Origin of the sequence: Acidovorax sp. LjRoot66 (assembly GCF_964253305.1) — a bacterium.
In the GTDB taxonomy this organism is placed as follows: domain Bacteria; phylum Pseudomonadota; class Gammaproteobacteria; order Burkholderiales; family Burkholderiaceae_C; genus Acidovorax.
On sequence record NZ_CAXUQU020000001.1, the window covers coordinates 2,267,350 to 2,287,433 of the forward strand.

Below are 20,084 nucleotides of genomic sequence, written 5' to 3' on the forward strand. Positions count from 1 at the left end.
ATCATTGGCGGGAAAGGGTGCGGTCGTGGACCGTGGCGTGGCGCGCTTCGAGGGCGGCCACGATCTGGCCGGCGTTGTCGATGGTGCACACGTCCTGGGGCAGGTTCAGGCCCATGGCCTTCATGTAGGCCTCGCCACCGCGCTCGTCGATGGTCATCATGTGGTGCATGCACATCTTGCCTTCTTCGACGCAGCGGTTGAGCACCTTGTCGTACAGGCCGTCTTCCACGCTGGCAAAGCGCTGCACGGGGTCGCGCTCGCTGGGCTTGACGAGGTTCAGGTAGGTGGTCTTGTCCAGTGCCTTGCCTTCGGTCTTGGCCTTGGCCACCCACTGCTCGAAGTCGCCCTGGCTCAGGCCGTGGAACTTGAAGGTCATGCCCGAGAAGCCCGCGCCGCTGTAGTGCGAGGCGATGCCGGGGTACACGCCGGGCTTGTTGATCACGGCGTTCAGCTCGGTCTGCATGCCGGGCATGGCGTAGATCATGCCGGCGAGGTCTGCCACGTAGAACGAGTTCATCGTGGAGGTGGCGGTGAGCTTGAACAAAATGGGGCGGTCCACCGGGGCGGCCAGCTCATTGACGGTGGCAATGCCCTGCTCGGGGTAGAAGAACAGCCATTTCCAGTCCATGGCGACCACCTGCACCACCAGGGGGGTGGCCTGCGCTTCGAGCGGCTTGGTGGCCGAGATGCGGTCCAGCGGGCGGTAGGGGTCGAGCTTGTGGGTGCCGATCCAGGTCAGCGCGCCCAGGGCGATGATGATCAACAGCGGCACGGTCCAGATCACCAGCTCCAGCGTGGTGGAGTGGTGCCAGTCGGGGTCGTAGTCTTCTTCGGTGTTGGCGGTGTTGGACTGGCGGTACTTCCAGGCGAACCACAGCGTGAGGGCGATCACCGGGACGATGATGATCAGCATCAGCAAGGTGGCCTGCACGACCATGTGGCCTTGCTGCGACGCGACGTCGCCTGCGGGGTTGAGGACGACGGCCTTGCTGCAGCCGGCGAGGCTGGTGGCTGTGGCCGCCAACGCAAGCCATGCCGGCCCGCGAAGTTGGGGAAGTTTGAACATGTGATGGGCCCAACAAAGGCGTTTAGGGGTAAACGCGAATGACAATTTGCCGCTCAATGTAATAGAGCAGCCAAATTTGTCCATTGGACATTTTGTCCAAGGTCAAGTTTTTGCCCCATTCCGGTGCCACCGGCGCCATGCCTTGACCCCGTCGTGAGCACACTATGGCATTTGTCCTGCAAGAGCGTCAGTGAAAGCTCACTTGCCGCCAGGGGGCCTTGGGTGTAAAACGTGGGTGTATCAGTTACACAACAAGGAATCCCGTTCATGAGCAGTCCCGCCTCTGCTATCTACCCAGCGAATGGCTTTGAAGAAGGCCAAGACTCTCTTTCCCGCGCGGACACCCATGAAGACGTCACCCCCAGCGAAATCGCGGTGGGCGTGATCATCGGACGCTCGTCCGAGTATTTCGACTTCTTCGTTTTCGGGATCGCCTGCGTGCTGGTGTTCCCGACGTTCCTGTTCCCCTTCATGTCGCGCCTGGATGGCACGCTGGCCTCCTTTGCGCTGCTGGCCGTGGCCTTCGTCGTGCGGCCCATCGGTACGGCCATCTCCATGGCCATCCAGCGGCGCTGGGGCCGGGGCACCAAGCTGACCATTGCGCTCTTCCTCTTGGGAGTGTGCACGGTGGGCATGGCCTTTTTGCCGGGCTACAAGGACCTGGGCACCACGGCCATCGTGGCGCTGCTGATTTTGCGCATCGGCCAGGGCCTGGCGCTGGGCGGCTCGTGGGACGGCCTGCCGTCGCTGCTGGCGATGTCGGTGCCCAAGCACCGCCGCGGCTGGTACGCCATGATCGGCCAGCTGGGCGCGCCCGTGGGCTTTGTGCTCGCGGCCGGCCTGTTCGCCTATCTGTATGCCAACCTCACGGTGCAGGAGTTTCTGGCCTGGGGCTGGCGCTACCCGTTCTTCGTGGCCTTTGCCGTGAACGTGGTGGCCCTGTTTGCCCGCCTGCGCCTGGTGGTGGGCCAGTCGTACACCGAGCTGCTGCAGGACCGTGAGCTGCAGCCCGTGCCCGTGCACGAGGTGATGCGCGACGAGGGCGGCAACGTGCTGCTGGGTGCCTTTGCGGCGCTGGCCAGCTTTGCGCTGTTCCATCTGGTCACCGTGTTCCCGCTGTCGTGGATCACGCTGTACACGGACCAGCCGGTCACCCAGATCCTGGGCGTGCAGATCGTCGGTGCCTTCCTGGCGGCCGGGGCCATCATGGTTTCGGGCTGGCTGTCGGACCACCTGGGCCGGCGCAAGCTGCTGGGCGGCATGGCGGTGCTGATCGGGGTGTTCAGCTTCATGGCGCCGGTGCTGCTGAACAGCGGCGAAGTGGGCAGCACCATGTTTCTGCTGCTGGGCTTTGTGCTGCTGGGCCTGTCGTACGGCCAGGCATCGGGCACGGTGACGGCCAACTTCTCGCCCAAGTACCGCTACACGGGCGCGGCCCTGTCGGCCGACCTGGCCTGGATCATCGGCGCCGCGTTTGCGCCCCTGGTGGCCCTGGGCCTGTCGGCCCAGTTCGGCCTGCTGGCCGTGACGGTGTACCTGCTGTCGGGCGTGGCCTGTACCTTGGGCGCCCTGAACCTGAACCGCCGCATGGAGCGGCGCGACCGGTAAATCCCAATACAAGAGAGAGCGAGGGGCGGGCCCACGGGAGGGCGGCCCCGCTGAGAAGCGATGCAAGAACCCGGTGGCTGCCTTGGTGGTCACCGGGTTTTTTGTTGGGCGTCAGGGCTTGCGCCTGGGCGGCTCTTGCAAATCGGGTGTGGAGCCACCGAGCGCGGCCAGTCTTTTGGCCGATTCAATGCGCACAAAGGTCTTCAAGGCTTCGCGAATCAGTTCGGCCTGCGTTATCCCTGGTGGCGCGAATTGCAACGCATCTTCGTACAGGGCGTCATCGATTGTCACCGTGATTCGCATGGCTGCTTACTCCATGAACAGTGGCCGTGATGGTGCATCAAAACACTGCTGCGCCCCGGCGCTATTCCGTTGGATGGGCCTTGGAAACAAGGTCTGCTGTCAGTCCTGCGGTCTGAACCCGATGGTCAGCGAGGGCGGCACGCGCCCGTCCACGTCGCGCGGCAGGGTTTCGGTCTTGTCCAGGGCGCGCAGCACGGCGTCGTCCCAGGCCTTGTTGCCGCTGGACTGCACCAGGCGCTTGCCGACGATGGTGCCGTCGGGCGCCAGGCGCACTTCGACCTCGGCGCGCGGGTTGCCCGAGATCGCGTCGGGGTAGACGATGTTGGGCTTGACCTTGGCAGCCACGCGGCCGCCGTAGCCGCCCGAGGGGCCAGCATCGCGCTGCGCGGTGCCCGTGGATTTTTCGTTGCCTTCGGAGCCCGCCAGCCCCTGCATGCGGCGCAGGTTGGCCTCGCGCTGGGCGGCGAGCTGCTTGGCCTCGGCTTCGGCGCGCTGTTGTTTCTTGGCGGCGGCGTCCTTGGCTTCCTTCGCGTCCTTGGCGTCTTCGGCCTTGCGCTTTTCATCGGCGAGCAGCTTCTTTTGCCGTTCCTGTTCGGCCTTTTTCTGCTCGGCGAGCTTCTCCTTCTTTTCCTTTTCGAGGCGCTCTTCGCGCTCGTCTTCCTTGCGCTCACGCTCGCGCTTGTCACGTTCGAGCTTTTCGGCGCGGGCTTTCTTCTCCTGCTCCAGGCGCTTCTTTTCGCGCTCGATGGCGATGTCGGCCTCGCGCGTGTCCGGCTCCACGGCGCGCGGCGGCGGTGGTGGGGGAGGAGGGGGCACCGGCGCGGGCCGGGGCTCGGGCGGCTGTGGCACGGGGGGCGTTGGCGGGGTCGGGGGTGTCGGCGGCGTCACCTCGGGCGGCGCGGCCTGTTGGGGCACGGCGGCCCACAGTTCGGCCTGCACGGCGGGCTGGTCGGAGCTGGCCTTCCAGTTGACGCCCCAGGTGAGTGCGCCGATCAGCGCCAGGTGCACCAGCACCGCCAGCGAGATGGCTCGCAGGCGGGCAGGGGGTGCGGGGGGCGCAAACTGGTCGCGGTCGTCTTGGGCGTGCATGGAGGGAGTAGAGCGTGTACGTCGTCTTCGGTTCAGTCAATCAGGGAAGGCGGGGCACTTCGGCTTCAGCCGCCCTGTTTGACGGAGAGACCTACGCGCTGCACACCGGCTTTCTGCAGTTCGGACATGGCCTTGACCACGTTGTCGTATACAACGCCCTTGTCGGCCGTAATGATGACAGCCGTCTCCTTGGTCTGGTCTTTCTGCCAGCGCAGCGCGGCTTCGCCGATCTCGCGCTGGCTCATGCTGCGGGTGGCCTCGGGGGTCTTGAGCTGCAGCGAGCCGTCCTTGTTGACGATGACCTGCGCCACCACCTTGGGCAGGTTCTTGCCTTTGCCCACGCTGGGCACGTCGACCATGCCGGGGGTGAGCATAGGGGCCGTCACCATGAAGATGATGAGCAGCACCAGCATCACGTCGATGAACGGGACCATGTTGATCTCGTTGATGGTGCGGCGGCCTCGGCCGCGGGATGCCATGGCGGGCATGGTGTCAGTGCCCCGATGCCGAGACGGGTTGCTGCGCGCCAAGGTTGCGCTGCAGGATGTTGGAAAACTCTTCGATGAAGGTCTCCTGGTGTGTGGCCACGCGGTCGATGTCGCGGGCGAAGCGGTTGTAGGCGATGACGGCCGGGATGGCGGCGAACAGGCCGATGGCGGTGGCCACCAGCGCCTCGGCGATGCCGGGGGCCACGGTGGCCAGGGTCACCTGCTCCATGCCGGCAAAGCCGGTGAAGGCGTGCATGATGCCCCACACCGTGCCGAACAGGCCCACGTAGGGCGACACCGAGCCCACGGTGGCGAGGAACGACAGGCTCGATTCGACCACGTCCATCTCGCGCTGGAAGCTGGCGCGCATGGCGCGGCGTGCGCCGTCCATCAGGGTGCCGGCATCGGTGATGCGGCGCTCGCGCAGTTTCTGGTACTCGCGCATGCCGCTGGCGAAGATGCGTTCCATGGGGCCGGCGTTCTTGGCGTTCTGGGCGGCGCTGGCGAACAGGTCGTTCAGGCTGGTGCCGGACCAGAAGTCGCGCTCGAAATCGTCGTTGAGCGACTTGATGCGCTTGAGCGCGAACAGCTTGCGGAAGATGGCGGCCCAACTGGCGACGGAGACGACCAGCAGCAGCAGCATGACGAGTTGCACCACCCAGCTGGCCTGCAGCACCAGGCTGAGGATGGACATGTTTTGGGAATTCATGGTGTTGTTGAGAGTTGTTCCAGAAGGGTGCTCGGTATTCTCGCGGGCCGCAGGGTGGCGGCGTCCACCCAGCCGATGCGGATGGTGCCTTCGCTGAGCAGTGCGGGCGGATTTTCAATCATGTCGTGCTCTGGTTTCAGGAGCGCTTGCTGCAGTATTGTCAACGATGCGCGGCCGGCCTCTTGCAGCTGGGCGGTAACAATGAGTTCATCGTCGAGCCTGGCGGGGCGCAAGTAACGTACCTGGCTGTGGGTTACGACAAACATGCCGCCGGTTTGTTCCCTGAGCGCTTGTTGGCCGATGCCGAGGGAGCGGAGCCATTCGGTGCGGGCGCGTTCGAAGAACTTGAGGTAGTTGGCGTAGAAGACTATTCCGCCCGCGTCGGTGTCTTCCCAGTAAATTCGGATTGGGAATTCAAAGGCCATGGGCTTGCCTCTTTTCTGGTTTGCTGGTGCTGGTGTGCATGGTTGCTCCGTGCCTCGGCGGAGGGCGGGAGCCGGGATGTGCGCCCGGCGGCGCACCTACTTTCTTTTGCGTCGCCAAAAGAAAGTAGGCAAAGAAAAGGCGACCCCCAGTCTGCGTCCCCCATTCGCCCTGTCGGGCGAACGGGGGCAACCTGCGATGCTCGGACCTGGGGTGGTGCCGCAGAACTCGCTGCGTTCTTCGAACTCCGCTCAAACAGCTGCGGCAAGTCAGATCACGAAGTGCGTGTGTCCTGCGGCACACGCACCCACCCCAGCTCCTGCGCTTCTCGGCGCAGCCAGAAGGGGTGGGGAGCGGGGTCCACCCGGCTGCTGCTTCGCAGCTACGCCGGGTGTCGGTTACGCGCTGCGCGCTGCCGACGGGCGGCGTAGCCGCCCTGCCCAGGCCAAGCGCAGCGACGGCACACCGGGCCGAGCGAAGCAATGGCCCGTATGGAGCCCGCTCCCACCCCCTTCTGACCGTGCCGAGAAGCGCAGGGCCTGGGGTGAGCGCGTGCCGAAGGACACGCGCATCGTTGTCTGGCTTGCCGCAGCTGTTTGAGCGGAGTTCGAAGAACGCAGCGAGTTCTGCGGCACACCCCAGGCCCGAGCATCGCAGGCTGCCCCCTCGTACGCAGTACGAGGGGGACACGGGCAGCGGGGTCGCCTTTTCTTGGCCTACCTTCTTTTGGCGACGCAAAAGAAGGTAGGTGCGCCGCCGGGCGCACATCCCGGCCTCCGCCCTCACTTCAGGCATGGAGCTGTTATGGAGAACCAATCCCCACAGCAAGCCGGGCCGAGACCCGGCCTCCGCCTTCAGCAAACAAGCAGAAGCAACCACCGTTAAAGTCACCCGAGCAAACGACGCAACCGAGCAACAGACTCCTCCAACTGCGCCATCGAATTCGCAGTAGAGAATCGCACAAACCGCTCAGTCTCCGCGGTCCCGAAGTCCCGCCCAGGCGTCACAGCCACATGCGCCCGCTTCATCACCTCAAACGCAAAATCCCAACTGCCACTCACCCCAAGACGCCCCGCAGCCTCGGAACAATCCGCCCAGGCATAGAACGCGCCATCGGGCATGACAGGAACCGACAGCCCCATGGACTGCAAGGCGGGAATGAAGAAATCGCGCCGCGCCTTGAACTCCGCCCGCCGCCGCTCGTATTCGGCAATGCTCTCGGCCTCGAAGCACGCCAGCGCCGCATGCTGCGACACAGTGCTGGCGCAGATGAACAAATTCTGCGCCAGGCGCTCGACCACGGGCACCATGGCCTCGGGCACCACCATCCAGCCCAGGCGCCAGCCGGTCATGTTGAAGTACTTGCTGAAGCTGTTGATGCTCACGATCTGGTCGTCGATGGCCAGCGCCGTGTGGCCGAATTCTTCTTCGTACGACAGGCCCAGATAGATCTCGTCGATCAGCGTGATGCCGTCGTGCCCGCGCACCACCTCGTGGATGCGGCGCAGCTCATCGGGCGCGATGGACGTGCCCGTGGGGTTCGATGGCGAGGCCAGCAGCACGCCGCGGGTCTTGTCGGTCCAGGCGGCGCGCACCTTCTCGGCGCTGAGCTGGTAGCGCTCGGCCGCGGTGGTGGGCACGAGCACGGCCTTGCCGTCTGCGGCGCTCACGAAGTGGCGGTTGCAGGGGTAGCTCGGGTCGGGCATGAGGATCTCGTCGCCCGACTCGATGAGCGCCAGACACGCCAGTTGCAGCGCGGCCGATGCGCCGGCCGTGACCACGATGCGCCGGGCCGGCACGTTCACGCCGAAGCGCTGCGCATACCAGGCGCTGATGCGCTCGCGCAGGGGCTCCAGGCCCAGTGCGTTGGTGTACTGGGTAGCGCCGTCGCGCACGGCGCGGGCGGCGGCTTCCTGCACCAGGGGCGGGGCGGTGAAGTCGGGCTCGCCGATGTTCAAAAAGATCATCGGCTCGCGCGTGCCGGCCACTTCGCGTGCCATGGCCTGCGCAGCCTTGGCCACTTCCATCACGTAAAACGGTTCGATGCGCTCAGCGCGGGAGGAGAACTTCATGGGCATGGGTCCTGGTCCTGCCGGCGGGGCAGGGGGTGGCTGGCGCGGGGGAGAAGGGGGGGAGGGGCCGCGGGCTGCGCACCATGGCGGCGGCCCGGAGCAGGCAGGGGGCTGTCAGCCCTCTGCGCTGTCGTCGGCTGCTGCGGCGGCTTCAGGTGCCGATGCTGCGGCAGGCGCCGTGGTGGCGCCCGAGGCCTTGTCGGCCGCGACTTCTGCCGCGCGCAGGCGCGGGGCCAGGCCGTTGAGCACGGCGTTCACGTACTTGTGGCCGTCAGTGCCGCCAAACTCCTTGGCCAGCTCGATGCACTCGTTGAGCACCACGCGCCATGGCACATCCAGGCAGTGCTGGAACTCGTACACGCCGATCCACATCACGGCATGCTCGATGGGCGAGATCTCGGCCATCTTGCGGTCCAGCAACGGGGTGATCAGTTCGTCCATCTCGGCGGCCAGCTTGATGGAGCCGTGCAGCAGCGCGTCGTAGTGCACCGAGTCGGCCTTGTGAAAGCCTGCCAGGTCGCGCGTGAAGGCGTCGATGGCCTCGGGCGCATTGCCGCCCACCAGGTGCTGGTACAGCGCCTGCAGCGCGAACTCGCGTGCACGGCTGCGGTTGGACTTGGAGGCGGCCTTGCGCACGCCGGTGCTCTTGAGGCCGGTGCGCGCCTGCTTGGGCGGGCGGGTCGAGGGGTGGCTGTTGCCGGCGGTGGTGGCGTCGTCGCTGTTGTGGTTGTTATCGCTCATGACAGGTCTTCCAGCAGGTTGGCCATCTCCACGGCGACGCGGGCGGCGTCCGTGCCTTTCTCGGTCTGGCGCGCAATCGCCTGCTCGAGGTTTTCGGTGGTGATGATGGCGTTGGCAATCGGGATCTGGTAGTCGAGCGACAGGCGCGTGACGCCCGCGCCCGATTCATTGGCCACCAGTTCGAAGTGGTAGGTCTCGCCGCGGATGATGCAGCCCAGGGCGATCAGCGCGTCGTACTCGTCGGCTTCGCACAGGGCCTGCAGGGCCACGGGCACTTCGAGGGCGCCGGGCACCAGCACGTGGGTGATGTGCTTTTCCTGCACGCCCAGGGCCAGCAGTTCAGCACGGCATGCCGCTGCCAGGGCATTGGTGATGCCCTCGTTGAAGCGGGCCTGCACGATGCCGATGTGCAGCTTCTTGCCGTCCAGCTTGTCCGCTGTTCCTTTTTCTGCGCCAAACATAGTGGTGATCCTGTTCTTTTACTCTTTGGGGATGAAGCCGGTGATTTCGAGGCCGTAGCCGGCCATGCTGGGCATGCGGCGGGGCTGGCCCATGAGTTGCATCTTGTGCACGCCGCACTCGCGCAGGATCTGCGCGCCCACACCGTAGGTGCGCAGGTCCATGCGGCCGCGCTCGGGCGCCTGGGCGGCGCGCGCCGTGCCTTCGAACTGTTCGAGCAGTTGCTCGGCCGTCTCGCCGCAATTGAGCAGCACGGCCACGCCCTTGCCCTGGGCTGCCAGGTACTGCAGGCTCGAATCGAGGCCCCAGGAGTGCATGGAGCGGTTCACTTCGAGCGCATCGAACACCGACAGCGGCTCGTGCACGCGCACGGGCACCACGTCGTCGGCGCCCCACTGGCCCTTGACCAGCGCCAGGTGCACGGCCTGGCTGGGTTGGTCGCGAAAGGCGTGCACGGTGAACTCGCCGGCGGCGGTCTGCAGCGTGCGCGTGCCGACCTTCTCAACCAGCGTCTCGTTGCGGCTGCGGTATTCGATCAGGTCGGCGATGGTGCCGATCTTCAGGCCGTGCTCGGCCGCGAAGAGCTGCAGATCGGGCAGGCGGGCCATGGTGCCGTCGTCCTTCATGATCTCGCAGATCACCGAGGCAGGGCTGCAGCCGGCCATCACGGCCAGGTCGCAGCCGGCTTCGGTGTGGCCGGCGCGCATGAGCACGCCGCCGTCCACCGCCTGCAGCGGGAAGATGTGGCCGGGCTGCACCAGGTCTTCTGCGCGTGCATTGGGCGCCACGGCGGCCTGCACGGTGCGCGAGCGATCGGCGGCAGAGATGCCGGTGGTCACGCCCTCGGCGGCTTCGATGGAGACGGTGAACGCCGTGGCGTGCTTGGTGCCATTGCGCGTGACCATGGGCGGCAGGCGCAGGCGCTCGCAGCGCTCGCGGCTCAGCGTCAGGCAGATCAGGCCGCGGCCGAAGCGGGCCATGAAGTTGATCGCCTCGGGCGTCACGTGGTCGGCGGCCAGCACCAGGTCGCCTTCGTTTTCACGGTCTTCTTCATCCACCAGGATGACGATGCGGCCGGCGCGCATCTCGGCCACGATGTCCTCGACGGGCGAGATCGGCACGGGGGTGAGGGGAGAGTTCATGGAAGGCTTGGGCTTTCTGTGGGGACGTCTGGCGAGTGTGCGCAGCGCAGGTTCCCGTGGCCGGAGGTCGCCATACGGCATACACCTCCAAGAAACCGCCCAAAGAACATGCGATGCGGCGCTGCCGCACGTCGAAGGGGCATATTGCCCCACAAGGCATGGATTTTAATGCACCCGGCAGCAGAGCGCATGCAGGAAGTCTTGCGCCGGGTCAGATCATGCTGCCCTGGATCACCACGTCTGACTCAGGGTAGGCCACGCAAGGCAGCACGCAACCTTCTGCCTTTTCCTCGGGCGACAGGCCGGGCCATTCGATGTCGTAGCGCACACGCCCCTCCACCAACTGCCCGATGCAGGTACGGCAGGTGCCGTTGCGGCAGGAGCTGGGCCAATCGATGCCGCCCTGCTCGATGGAGACGAGCAGGGGCTGCTCGGGCCAGGCATCGCACTGGGCACCATCGGGCTCGATGCGGGCGGTGAAGAAGGGGCTGGCGGGGTTCGTCATGGCGTATGCAGGTGTGCGTGCAGGTCAGGCGCTGGCGGGCGTGCGTTGCCACACCAGCAAGAGGTTGTTGGCGGGCAGGGCGTGGCGCTCGGCCAGTTGCAGGCCGGCGGCGGCGGCTTCGCGCTCCACATCGGCGCGGTTGCGGATGCCCCAGTCGGGGTTCTGTGCACGCAGGGTGGCGTCGAAGCCCTGGTTGCCCGGTGAGGTGGGCACGCCGTCTTCGATGTAGGGCCCGTAGGTGACCAGCCGGCCGCCCGGCGTCAGATGCCGCGCTGCACCCTGCATGAGGCCCGCACAGCAGGCCCAGGGGGCGATGTGCAGCATATTGGCGCAATAAATCAGGTCGAAGGGCTGGGCAAAGGGGGCCGCACCATCGGGCCAGGTGGCAGAGCGCACGTCCAGGCGCACGGCGGGGCGCACGTTGGTGGCGCCGGCCTGCAGGGCCCAGCCGGCGATGGCGAAGAACAGCTCGTCCTTCAGGTCCGTGGGCTGCCAGGTCCAGCCGGGCAGGGCGGAGCCGAAGAAGGCCACGTGCTGGCCCGTGCCGCTGGCGATCTCCAGCGCCGTGCCGGTGTCGGGAACCAGGCCGCGCAGCAAGGCCAGGATAGGCGCTTGGTTGCGTTCGGAAGCGGGACTGCAGGGGAGGGCGGGAGAGGTCATGGATGTGGACAAAGTACGGGGCGCGATGCTATCAAATTGAAAGCAAAGTGGGCTTGGCAGGGTCTTTGCCAGAGTGCCCAAATTTTCATCAATGCAGTGATATTCCTTGCAAATCAAGCACTTGGCGCGGCCATACAGGGCTTGTCCAAAGTTATCCCCATGATTGTCCAGTGCGGGCAGGGATAACCGGGCACCTTCTGCCTAAAAAATGAGCACTGCATTCATTTTCGTTGTGAATCAATGGCTTGGATCGCCCATACACGGCTTGCCCAAACTTATCCACATGATTGTCCAGCGCAGGCAGGGATAACCGCAGGTTTTGGCCTGCCGGTCGCTGCCCAAAAAATGGGCGGCGGGTGGGTTTTCGTTGTAGATCAAGCACTTGCATCGGCCATACACGGCTTGTCCTTAGTTATCCACACGATTGTCCAGTGCCATCAGGGATAACCCTGGGCAGGCGCCAGGCCAGGCTGCCCAAAAAACGGGCGGTGCAGTGATATCCCTTGTGAATCAATCACTTGGCATGGCCATACAGGGCTTGCCAAAACTTATCCACATGATTGTCCAGTGCGGGCAGGGATAACTGCCGCGTGCGTCAGGCCTCGATCTTCACGCCCTTCCAGAAGGCGACACGGCCGCGGATCTCGTCGGCCTCGGGCTTGGGATCGGCGTAGAACCAGGCGGCGTCGGTGTTCATTTCGCCGTTGACCAGCAGCGAGAGGTAGCTGGCCTGGCCCTTCCACGCGCAGGTGGTCTTGTGGTTGCTGAAGGTGACGTACTCGCGCTTGAGCGATGCGTCGGGGAAGTAGTGGTTGCCTTCGACCACCACGGTGTCGTCGCTTTCGGCAATGACCACGCCGTTCCAGGTTGCTTTCATGGGGAAATCCTTCGATAAGGGAAAGAGGGGGGGCGCAAGTGCCCGGCGTCCGTGCGGTTTGCGGGGGCGCCAGCTGCGATTTTGCCTGCACCGGGAGTGCCGTGCACTGCCAGTCGCGCGCGGTACCGCGTGGGTTCGCGATGTGGCTTAAAGTCGCTGCGGTTCCAACCGCCTTTTCAAAACCACCACAGGAGAACATTGACCATGGGTATCGATTTCAAGGGCCGTGTGGCCATCGTCACGGGCGCCGGTGGCGGCCTGGGCCGCCAGCATGCGCTGGCACTGGCGGCGCGCGGCGCCAAGGTGCTGGTCAATGACCTGGGCGGGGCGCTGGATGGCAAGGGCGGCTCGGTGGGCGCGGCGCAGGCCGTGGTCGACGAGATCATCGCCGCCGGCGGCGAGGCGATTGCCAACGGTGCCTCGGTCACCGACTATGCGGCTGTGCAGGCCATGGTGCAGCAGGCCATCGACGCCTGGGGCCGGGTCGACATTTTGGTGAACAACGCCGGCATCCTGCGCGACAAGTCGTTCAGCAAGATGGAGATGGACGACTTTCGCCTGGTGGTGGACGTGCACCTCATGGGCGCAGCCCACTGCTGCAAGGCGGTGTGGCCGCACATGGTGGCCCAGCAGTACGGGCGCATCGTGATGACGACCTCCTCCACCGGCCTGTACGGCAACTTCGGCCAGTCCAACTACGGCGCCGCCAAGCTGGCGCAGGTCGGGCTGATGCAGACCCTGGCCATCGAGGGCGCCAAGTGCCACATCCACGTCAACGCCCTGGCGCCCACGGCCGCCACGCGCATGACCGAGGGCCTGATGCCGCAGGAGGTGCTCGACGTCCTGAAACCCGAGGCCGTGGTGCCCGCCATGCTGGTGCTGGCCCATGAAAGCGCGCCCACGCGCACCATCCTGTGCGCGGGCGCAGGCACCTTCGAGGCTGCGCACATCACGCTGACTCAGGGTATTCACCTAGGCATTGGCGCGGACACCCCTGAGCAACTGGCCGCACGCCTGTCGGAAGTGACCGAGCGCGCTGGCGAGCAAGTACCACAAAGCGGCGCAGCGCAGGGAACCAACGAGGTGAGCAAGGCCCTGGCGGCCAGGGTTTAAGCCAGGTCCACACGCGCAATCGTGCGCCGTGCTAAGTTCCGGGCCGACACGAGATCGGTAATAAAGATATGAGAACTTTGCAGGAACGACTGACCGCCTACCCCGCCGATGCCCTGGCAGGGATACGCCGCGGCATCGAAAAAGAGGGACTGCGCGTGCTGCCCAGCGGGGGGCTGGCCCTCACGCCGCACCCGGCGGCGCTGGGTTCGGCACTCACGCACCCCTTGATCACCACCGACTACAGCGAATCGCAGCTGGAGCTGATCACCGGTGCGCGCAAGGGCGTGGACGAGTGCCTTAACGAGCTGGCCGAGGTGCACCAGTTCGTGCACCGCGCGCTGCAGGCGCAGGGCGGCGAGCTGCTGTGGGCGTCGAGCATGCCCTGCGGCCTGCCCACCGACGAGACGATTCCCATCGGCCGCTACGGCAGCTCCAACGTGGGCCGGGCCAAGAGCGTCTACCGCATGGGCCTGGGCCACCGCTACGGCCGGCGCATGCAGGCCATTTCGGGCATCCACTACAACTGGTCGTTGCCCGGCGTGGGCAGCGATGACTACTTCGCGCTGATCCGCAATTTCCGCCGGCATGCCTTCGTGCTGCTGTACCTGTTTGGTGCATCGCCCGCGCTGTGCCCGTGCTTCGTGCAGGGGCGCGACCACCGGCTGCTGCCGCTGGGCGACAAGGGCCAGGCCATGTACCTGCCGCACGCCACCTCGCTGCGCATGGGGCGCCTGGGCTACCAGAGCGACGCCCAGGCCACGCTGGCCGTGAGCTACAACGGCCTGGCAGGCTACGCCAACTCGCTGCACGAGGCGCTGACCAAGCCCTACCCCGCCTACGAGACGGTGGGCGTGCGCAACCCGGGCGGCGACTACAACCAACTGGGCACCAGCCTGCTGCAGATCGAGAACGAGTTCTACGGCACCATCCGCCCCAAGCGCACCGTGCACACGGGCGAGCGCCCGCTGCATGCCCTGCGCGAGCGCGGCGTGGAATACGTCGAAGTGCGCCTGATGGACCTGGACCCCTTCGTGTCCGTGGGCATCACGGCGTCGACCATGCGCCTGCTGGACGTGTTTTTGCTGCACTGCCTGCTGTCCGACAGCCCGCCCGACACGCCCGAAGAGATTGCCGAGCTCCAGCAGAACCAGCACCTCACGGCCGAGCGCGGCCGCGAGCCCGGCCTGCTGCTGCACCGCGCCGGCCAGGCCGTGCCGCTGACCACCTGGGGCGCCGAGGTGCTGGCCGAGTGCGAGCCGCTGGCCGCCGCGCTCGATGCCACGCACGGCACCACGGACTACAGCGATGCCCTGCGCGACGCCCGGGCGCTGATGGAGGCGCCGGACCGCACGCCCTCGGCCCGCGTGCTGGCCAGCATCGTGCAGGACCACGAGAGCAATTTCGAGCGCTTCGCCTTCCAGCAATCGGCCAAGGCGCAGAACACGCTGCTGGCCCTGCCCTGGAGCGATGCGCAGCAGGCGCGCTACCTGGCGTTGGCCGACGAGTCCATCGCCGCGCAAAAGGCCATCGAGGCGGCGGATACGCTGCCGTTCGAGCCCTGGCTCGAACAGTACATGGCGGTCGAAGGCCTGGGCTGAGCTGATCCAGCGGCGGCTGCGGATCAGTCCTGCAGCCGCTGCAGCGCCGCCTGCACCCATCCAAATCCCACGTGCTCCTGCTCCAGCCGCAGGTTGGCTTGCAGCCGGTTGTCGCGCAAGTCGTCGTACAGGGCTGCTTCGGCCTCTGTCAGGCGTGGCAGGTTGCGCCGGGTGGGCTGGTTTTCTTGGCCCCACAGCGGCGCATGCGCCTGCAAGGTGCCCTTGTCCATCAGAAATGACTGGGCATGGGGCCATTGGTGGCGCAACTGGTCGAGTATGGCGAAGCCGTGGGTATCGATGTCGCCCCAGTAGTGCAGGGGGCAGTGGGCCAGCCATTGCGCCTGCCGCAGCACGTCAAACCCATACCCGGCGCCAAAAATCACCAGGCTGCGCGGGTGCGCAGGCAAGGCCAGAAAGTTGGTTTCGTTCTCGGTCATGAACACACGCGCGCCCGCCAGGGGCAGCTGGGCGAAGGGCTCTGCGTCCAGGGTCACGTCCTGGCCCCAAGGCCCTGCAAGCAGGGCGGGGTCCAGCAGGCGCAGGCGAATGCGCAAGGGTTTTCGCAGCAGGCCGTAGCGCTCCTCAAACAGGCCTGCCCCCGATGCACCCCGGTCGATGGCGTCCTCGGGCAGCGCCAGGTCCAGCAGGTCGGCCAGCACCGCGCGGTGGGCTTCGACAAACTTGCTGTGCACGCCCGCCACATCGATCTGCCGTGCGTAGATGCCGGGGCGGGGGTGCTGCTGCAGCCAATGCACCACGTCCAGCAGGCGCTGCCAGTCGTGCGTCAGCGCCAGCGCCTGCAGGGGGCGCTGCGCCAGCCATGGGAGCAACAAGGGCTGCTGCTGCCGGGTGGACTCCACCAGGGCGTTGAAATGCGCCAGCTCGCGGCGTTTTCCCAGCCAGGCCATGGCGTCGTCCAGGCTGTCCACCCAGATCTGGTCTGGAACTTCGTTGGTGCCGAAAAGGCGGTGGCGAAAGCTGCGCATCTCCACGCGGCAATGGGGTAGCGCCCTGATTTGCGCCACCCAGGCGCGCACGCTGGCGAACTGGTCGGTGATGTCGCCCGAACTGGGGCCGCGCAGCGCCAGGCGGCGCGGGAAAAGCGGGGTGGGCTGCAAGGCGTCCGGTGCGGCGGGCACGGCGCTGGCCAGCAGGTCGCCGCGGTCCCAGAGCCTTTGAAGCTGCGCCAGCAGATCGTCGGGGCGGCTCCAGTTCATTCACCCGCCTCCGGGCGGGAGGCCCGATATTCCTCGATGGACAGGTTGCGCAGTTGCGAGGACCGGCCATCCGCGTTGTGCACGAAGCCCACGCTGGAGACGAAGGGCTCGATGGTGTGGATTTTCTGCAGCGGTGTGATCACCAGCAGCTGCAGTTGCAGCTGCGCGAACAGCTGCAGGCCATACTGGGCGGACTCGTCCGAGCCCCGCCCAAAGGCCTCGTCGATCATGACGAAGTGGAACCGGGGCGAGCGCGCAGCGCCCCATTGCAGCCCGAACTGGTAGGCCAGGCTGGCCGCCAGGATGGTGTAGGCCAGCTTTTCCTTTTGCCCGCCGGACTTGCCGCCAGAGTCGGAGTAGTGCTCGTGCTCGCTGTCGTCCTCGCGCCAGCGCTCGCTGGCGGCAAAGACGAACCAGTTGCGCACGTCGGTGACCTTGGCGGCCCAGCGCCGGTCTGCCTCGCCCGTACCCTCCCGCCCTCGCAGGCGTTCGATGATGCGCTGCACCTGCAGAAACTTGGCCTCCGAATACTGCGCATCGTCCGAGCCCGTGATGCCGCCTTCGGTGCAGGCGCGCAGGTCGTTGCGGAAGTCGCGTATGTCCACGTCCGGCGCCGTCTGCGCCTCCAGGCGGATGGTGCGGCCGGGGTTGTAGTCGATCTGCGTGAGCGATGTGTTGATGCGGCCGATGCGGTCCAGAATTGTTCCCCGCTCCCTCTCCAGCATCGACAGGAACATGGCCACCTCATGGATGGTGTTCTCGTTGAGCAGGTTCTTGAACGTGGCCTCGAAGCGCGGCAGGTCATCGGCACGCAGGTTGTCCAGCATCGTCCGGTACTCGTGGCTGGCCTCGATGCTGGCGTCCACCTCCTGCGTTTCGAGGGGGTAGGTGTTCTTGTAGGCCGACATGTCGCGGATGATGCGTTCGCGCAGGCGCTTGAGCTGCAGGTCCTCGGCATCGATCTTCTTTTGCAGCCAGTCGCGCATGTCGCGCTCACGTGCGTCGCAGGACTCCAGCGTCAGGCGCTGGTCGAGCTGTGCCTGCGCGCGCAGCGCCTCCAGCTGCGCCGGCAGGTGCGCCTCGCCGGACAGCGGGTGCTCCGCCAGCAAGGCCTGGGTCTGGCTGCGCAGTGCCTGGGCGTCGGAGCGCCGCTGCTCGGTCCTGGCGCGGGCATCGCGCTGGTGGTCCATGTCGGCCTCGATCTTCTTCAGCTCTTGGAGCACCGCATCGCGCTGCTCTCCCAGGTGCCGCAGCAGGTCGGAGGCCGCGCGCAGGGCCTGCTGCTCGTGCTGCAGCCTGGCGATGTCGGCCACCAGTGGCTGCCAGTCCAGATCGCGAAAATCGGCATACACATCCAGCTGCGTGAGGTTGCGCATCTGCAGCTTCAGTGCCTGCTGCTCCAGCTGCCGCTGCGCAATGCGCTGGCCGACGTCGGCCAACTGGGTTTCGAGCTGCCGGGCCTGGGCCTGCAGCGCGCTGACCTTGCCCGTGTTCTCCCAGCCCAGCACGTAGCGGCTGCGGTCATCCAGGCGGTGGCGGTCGTCCTTCTCATGGCGTTCGCCCCGGGACTTGATCTGCCCTGTGCGTGTCAGGGCGTGCGCTTCCCGGCGGAACTGTTCGGGCGTGGTGCAGCAGGCCACGTCGAACCGGTGTGCCAGCTCGCGCTCCAGCCAGTCGTAGAACGGTGTGTCGGGGTGGATCTGCAGCTTGTGGACCAGGGAATCGCGGTGCAGCGCGGGCATGTCGCTGCGTTGCCCGGCGCGGATGCGGTAGTACACCAGCCGTCCCTTGAGGTGGGTGGCATCGACCCATTCGGACACGGCAGCGTAATGGCTGTCCGAGACCAGCAGCGACAGGCCGAAGCCGCCGAGCAGCCGCTCTGCCGCGCCTTCCCAGTCGCGCTCGGCTTCGTGCACCTGCAGCAGTTCGCCTGCGAACGGAAGCGCCCGCGCTGGCAGGCCCAGGGCCTCGCACAGCTGGTGGCGCAACGCGATGTGGTGGGCCGGAATGTTGTTGCGCCGGGCCTTCAGGCTGGCAATCTCGCCGAGCAGTTGCCCGTGGGTGCGTCGCCCTTCGGCCATGGCGACTTCATCCTCGATCTGGCTGTTCTGCAGGGCCGCTTCCCGGTCCTGGGCCAGTTGCTGCATGCCGGCCAGGCTTTGCCGCTGTGCCAGAAAGTCGGCGGCGCTGCCCATGCTCAGCAGGCCGGCGGCGCGTGCCAGTTCGTTGTAGCTGTCGGCCTTGGCCTTGCGCCGTTGCGCCTGGTCCTCTTTGTCGGCGATCTCCTGGGCCAGTTGCTCCAGCCGGTCGCCGCCGTTGTCCGCCATGCTGCGGCGCAACTCGCCCTCCAGGGCCTGCTTGGCCGAGCGCTGGCCTTGCAGGCGCTGAACCCGCCCGTCATGGCTCTCCCACTCGTCATCGAGGTTGGCAATGCGTTCTTCCAGCAGCACCAGCTTGTGCTGGGCAAACCAGGGCTTGAGTGCATCGCGGCATTCCCGCAGGCCCTCGCTGTGTGCGGTCTGCGCATCGTGGCGCCCGCAATCCTCCACCAGGGGAGTGAGCAGTTCCACCTGCTTGTGCGCTTTGAGCACGGCGGCATGGGCGCGGCTCAGGTCATCGAAGTGGCCGATCAGTGCCGCAATGGGCGGTGCCATGTCGAATGGCTCCAGCATGTGGCTGCGCACGAACCCCGTCAGATTGCCCACGGACTTCATCGAGACGGTCTGGTGAAAAAGCTCCAGCGCCTGCTCGTTGTCGATGCCAAAGCGCCGGCGAAACCAGGCGCTGTAGGGCGGAAAGCTCTCGTGCAGCGTGGCGCCCTTGGCGCGCAGCTTCTTGCGCAGGGCGCCGATGTCGCTGCCAAAGTCGGAAAAATCGCTGGTGATGGACAGCGCGCTCTCGGCGCACACGTAAAAGCGCGCCGGCTGGCCGTGCGGCTCCTTCATCCAGAACACCTGCGCCAGTGTCACCGTGTGCCCATAGGCGGCGTTGTGGAACACCCCGAGGATGACGGAATACGTGCCGGTGTCGCGCAGCGCGACCGGCTTGGCGCTGCCGCTGGCCTCGTTGCGCTCGGACTTGTAGTGGCCCAGCACGTAGGACCGCAGGGACCGCTCTTTGCCCTGTGCGCCAGCGGCCTTGTTGTAGGCGATGCGCTGCGCCGGGACCAGCAGCGTGGTGATGGCGTCCACCAGCGTCGATTTGCCGGAGCCGATGTCTCCGGTGAGCAAGGCGTTCTTGCCGCCGGGGTGCAGGCTCCAGACGTGGCCGTCGAAGGTGCCCCAGTTGAAGACCTCGAACCGCTGCAGCCGAACGCCTGGAGGCACGTCGCCGGCTTGCTCTGCGCTGTGCTGCGCGTGCAGGTCATTCATCGGAGGCCTCTGGCGCTTGCATGGGGGCACTGGCCAGCTGCGCCTGGTAGGCGGCCAGGCGCTCGTCGAATTCACCCAGCCACTGCGCATCCACGAAGGCCTTGAGGATGCGCCGCACCTCGTACATGGCGCTCTGGCCGCCGACGGGGCTTTTGTGGCGGCGCAGGAAGCCCAGTTCGACGACCTTGTTCAGGTGCGTGTCGATCTGGTCGATCAGGCGCGCTTCGTTGCTGTGCTGGGGCAGGAACACGCGCACCATCTCCACCAGCTCGTCGCGGGACAGAACCAGCCGGGTGTCCCCTCCCACGGCGTCGAACTCGAGCAGCTTCTTGCGCAGCAGCGCCAGCATGAGGCTGACCTGGAAGGTCAGCGGCCGGCGCGCCACCAGGCGGGGCACGGGGGCAGTGGGTTCTTCCGGCTCCGGGCGCGCCCGCAGGTAGGCAAAGCCCTCGGCCTCGTCGATGTGCAGCGCCAACCCCAGAACACCCACGTAGTCGCGCACCCGCGCCTGCAGCCCCAGCAGGGCATGCCAGTAGTTGGCGTCGCCCTCCTGGTAAATGACCCCCTTGAGCAGCGGGATCACCAGGGTGGAGAGGTCGTGCGTCGGCAGTGCGGGCGGGGCATCTTCTGCGTCTTCTTGCAT

The 20,084-nt window shown here is 66.3% G+C and carries 19 protein-coding genes; 3 read left to right on the forward strand and 16 right to left on the reverse strand.

Features of this window, described 5'->3' with window-relative positions:
- Position 1: 1 nt before the first annotated feature.
- On the reverse strand, positions 2 to 1,066 hold the full coding sequence (gene cyoA, locus ACSQ3Y_RS10465; protein ID WP_436177225.1) for a ubiquinol oxidase subunit II: 1,065 nt from the start codon (positions 1,064 to 1,066) through the stop codon (positions 2 to 4).
- Positions 1,067 to 1,333: 267 nt separating this feature from the next.
- Here cyoA and ACSQ3Y_RS10470 point away from each other — a divergent pair, with 267 nt between their 5' ends.
- The gene (locus ACSQ3Y_RS10470) at positions 1,334 to 2,674 is read left to right on the forward strand and encodes an MFS transporter (protein ID WP_436177226.1); all 1,341 of its coding nucleotides are present in this window, start codon (positions 1,334 to 1,336) and stop codon (positions 2,672 to 2,674) included.
- 111 nt (positions 2,675 to 2,785) lie between these two features.
- Here ACSQ3Y_RS10470 and ACSQ3Y_RS10475 read toward each other — a convergent pair whose 3' ends face one another.
- The 12 genes from ACSQ3Y_RS10475 to ACSQ3Y_RS10530 form a co-directional block, all read right to left on the reverse strand.
- A complete protein-coding gene (locus ACSQ3Y_RS10475; RefSeq protein WP_436177227.1) occupies positions 2,786 to 2,977 on the reverse strand; it encodes a type II toxin-antitoxin system VapB family antitoxin in 192 nt (63 codons plus the stop codon).
- A gap of 99 nt (positions 2,978 to 3,076) precedes the next feature.
- The gene (tolA, locus tag ACSQ3Y_RS10480; protein WP_436177228.1) at positions 3,077 to 4,066 is read right to left on the reverse strand and encodes a cell envelope integrity protein TolA; all 990 of its coding nucleotides are present in this window, start codon (positions 4,064 to 4,066) and stop codon (positions 3,077 to 3,079) included.
- 65 nt (positions 4,067 to 4,131) lie between these two features.
- Positions 4,132 to 4,554, reverse strand: coding sequence for a biopolymer transporter ExbD (locus tag ACSQ3Y_RS10485; RefSeq protein WP_057206631.1), 423 nt, complete (start codon positions 4,552 to 4,554; stop codon positions 4,132 to 4,134).
- Between the two features lie 4 nt (positions 4,555 to 4,558).
- Positions 4,559 to 5,263, reverse strand: coding sequence for a protein TolQ (tolQ, locus tag ACSQ3Y_RS10490; RefSeq protein WP_057206632.1), 705 nt, complete (start codon positions 5,261 to 5,263; stop codon positions 4,559 to 4,561).
- The gene (ybgC, locus tag ACSQ3Y_RS10495; RefSeq protein ID WP_436177229.1) at positions 5,260 to 5,688 is read right to left on the reverse strand and encodes a tol-pal system-associated acyl-CoA thioesterase; all 429 of its coding nucleotides are present in this window, start codon (positions 5,686 to 5,688) and stop codon (positions 5,260 to 5,262) included. The genes tolQ and ybgC overlap by 4 nt, the downstream gene beginning before the upstream one ends.
- Before the next feature lie 885 nt (positions 5,689 to 6,573).
- A complete protein-coding gene (locus tag ACSQ3Y_RS10500) occupies positions 6,574 to 7,758 on the reverse strand; it encodes a pyridoxal phosphate-dependent aminotransferase (RefSeq protein WP_436177230.1) in 1,185 nt (394 codons plus the stop codon).
- A 114-nt stretch (positions 7,759 to 7,872) separates the two neighbouring features.
- Entirely contained in the window at positions 7,873 to 8,499 is a 627-nt protein-coding gene (gene nusB / locus ACSQ3Y_RS10505) for a transcription antitermination factor NusB (RefSeq protein ID WP_436177231.1), read from the reverse strand.
- Complete coding sequence (ribH, locus tag ACSQ3Y_RS10510) at positions 8,496 to 8,960, reverse strand: 6,7-dimethyl-8-ribityllumazine synthase (protein WP_305746196.1); 465 nt, start codon at positions 8,958 to 8,960, stop codon at positions 8,496 to 8,498. Before ribH ends, nusB begins: the two co-directional genes overlap by 4 nt.
- 18 nt (positions 8,961 to 8,978) lie before the next feature.
- Positions 8,979 to 10,100, reverse strand: coding sequence for a bifunctional 3,4-dihydroxy-2-butanone-4-phosphate synthase/GTP cyclohydrolase II (ribBA, locus tag ACSQ3Y_RS10515; protein WP_057206640.1), 1,122 nt, complete (start codon positions 10,098 to 10,100; stop codon positions 8,979 to 8,981).
- A 211-nt stretch (positions 10,101 to 10,311) separates the two neighbouring features.
- Positions 10,312 to 10,605, reverse strand: coding sequence for a 2Fe-2S iron-sulfur cluster-binding protein (locus ACSQ3Y_RS10520; RefSeq protein ID WP_057206641.1), 294 nt, complete (start codon positions 10,603 to 10,605; stop codon positions 10,312 to 10,314).
- 24 nt (positions 10,606 to 10,629) lie between these two features.
- Positions 10,630 to 11,265: a DUF938 domain-containing protein gene (locus ACSQ3Y_RS10525; RefSeq protein WP_057206643.1), complete on the reverse strand. Its 636-nt coding sequence runs from the start codon at positions 11,263 to 11,265 to the stop codon at positions 10,630 to 10,632.
- Between the two features lie 595 nt (positions 11,266 to 11,860).
- On the reverse strand, positions 11,861 to 12,142 hold the full coding sequence (locus ACSQ3Y_RS10530; protein ID WP_057206646.1) for a DUF427 domain-containing protein: 282 nt from the start codon (positions 12,140 to 12,142) through the stop codon (positions 11,861 to 11,863).
- A 204-nt stretch (positions 12,143 to 12,346) separates the two neighbouring features.
- On the opposite strand from ACSQ3Y_RS10530, the gene ACSQ3Y_RS10535 reads away from it, so the two are divergent.
- The gene (locus tag ACSQ3Y_RS10535; RefSeq protein WP_436177232.1) at positions 12,347 to 13,255 is read left to right on the forward strand and encodes an SDR family NAD(P)-dependent oxidoreductase; all 909 of its coding nucleotides are present in this window, start codon (positions 12,347 to 12,349) and stop codon (positions 13,253 to 13,255) included.
- Between the two features lie 68 nt (positions 13,256 to 13,323).
- On the forward strand, positions 13,324 to 14,853 hold the full coding sequence (gene gshA / locus ACSQ3Y_RS10540) for a glutamate--cysteine ligase (RefSeq protein WP_436177233.1): 1,530 nt from the start codon (positions 13,324 to 13,326) through the stop codon (positions 14,851 to 14,853).
- 23 nt (positions 14,854 to 14,876) lie between these two features.
- Here gshA and ACSQ3Y_RS10545 read toward each other — a convergent pair whose 3' ends face one another.
- Genes ACSQ3Y_RS10545 through ACSQ3Y_RS10555 form a run of 3 tightly spaced genes read right to left on the reverse strand, consistent with a single transcriptional unit; the run spans position 14,877 to position 20,084 of the window.
- Positions 14,877 to 16,070, reverse strand: coding sequence for a Wadjet anti-phage system protein JetD domain-containing protein (locus ACSQ3Y_RS10545; protein WP_436177234.1), 1,194 nt, complete (start codon positions 16,068 to 16,070; stop codon positions 14,877 to 14,879).
- Positions 16,067 to 19,441 carry an ATP-binding protein gene (locus tag ACSQ3Y_RS10550; protein ID WP_436177235.1) on the reverse strand — a complete coding sequence of 1,125 codons (3,375 nt, stop codon included), beginning with the start codon at positions 19,439 to 19,441 and terminating at the stop codon, positions 16,067 to 16,069. Before ACSQ3Y_RS10550 ends, ACSQ3Y_RS10545 begins: the two co-directional genes overlap by 4 nt.
- Positions 19,434 to 20,084: a DUF4194 domain-containing protein gene (locus ACSQ3Y_RS10555; protein WP_436177236.1), complete on the reverse strand. Its 651-nt coding sequence runs from the start codon at positions 20,082 to 20,084 to the stop codon at positions 19,434 to 19,436. Before ACSQ3Y_RS10555 ends, ACSQ3Y_RS10550 begins: the two co-directional genes overlap by 8 nt.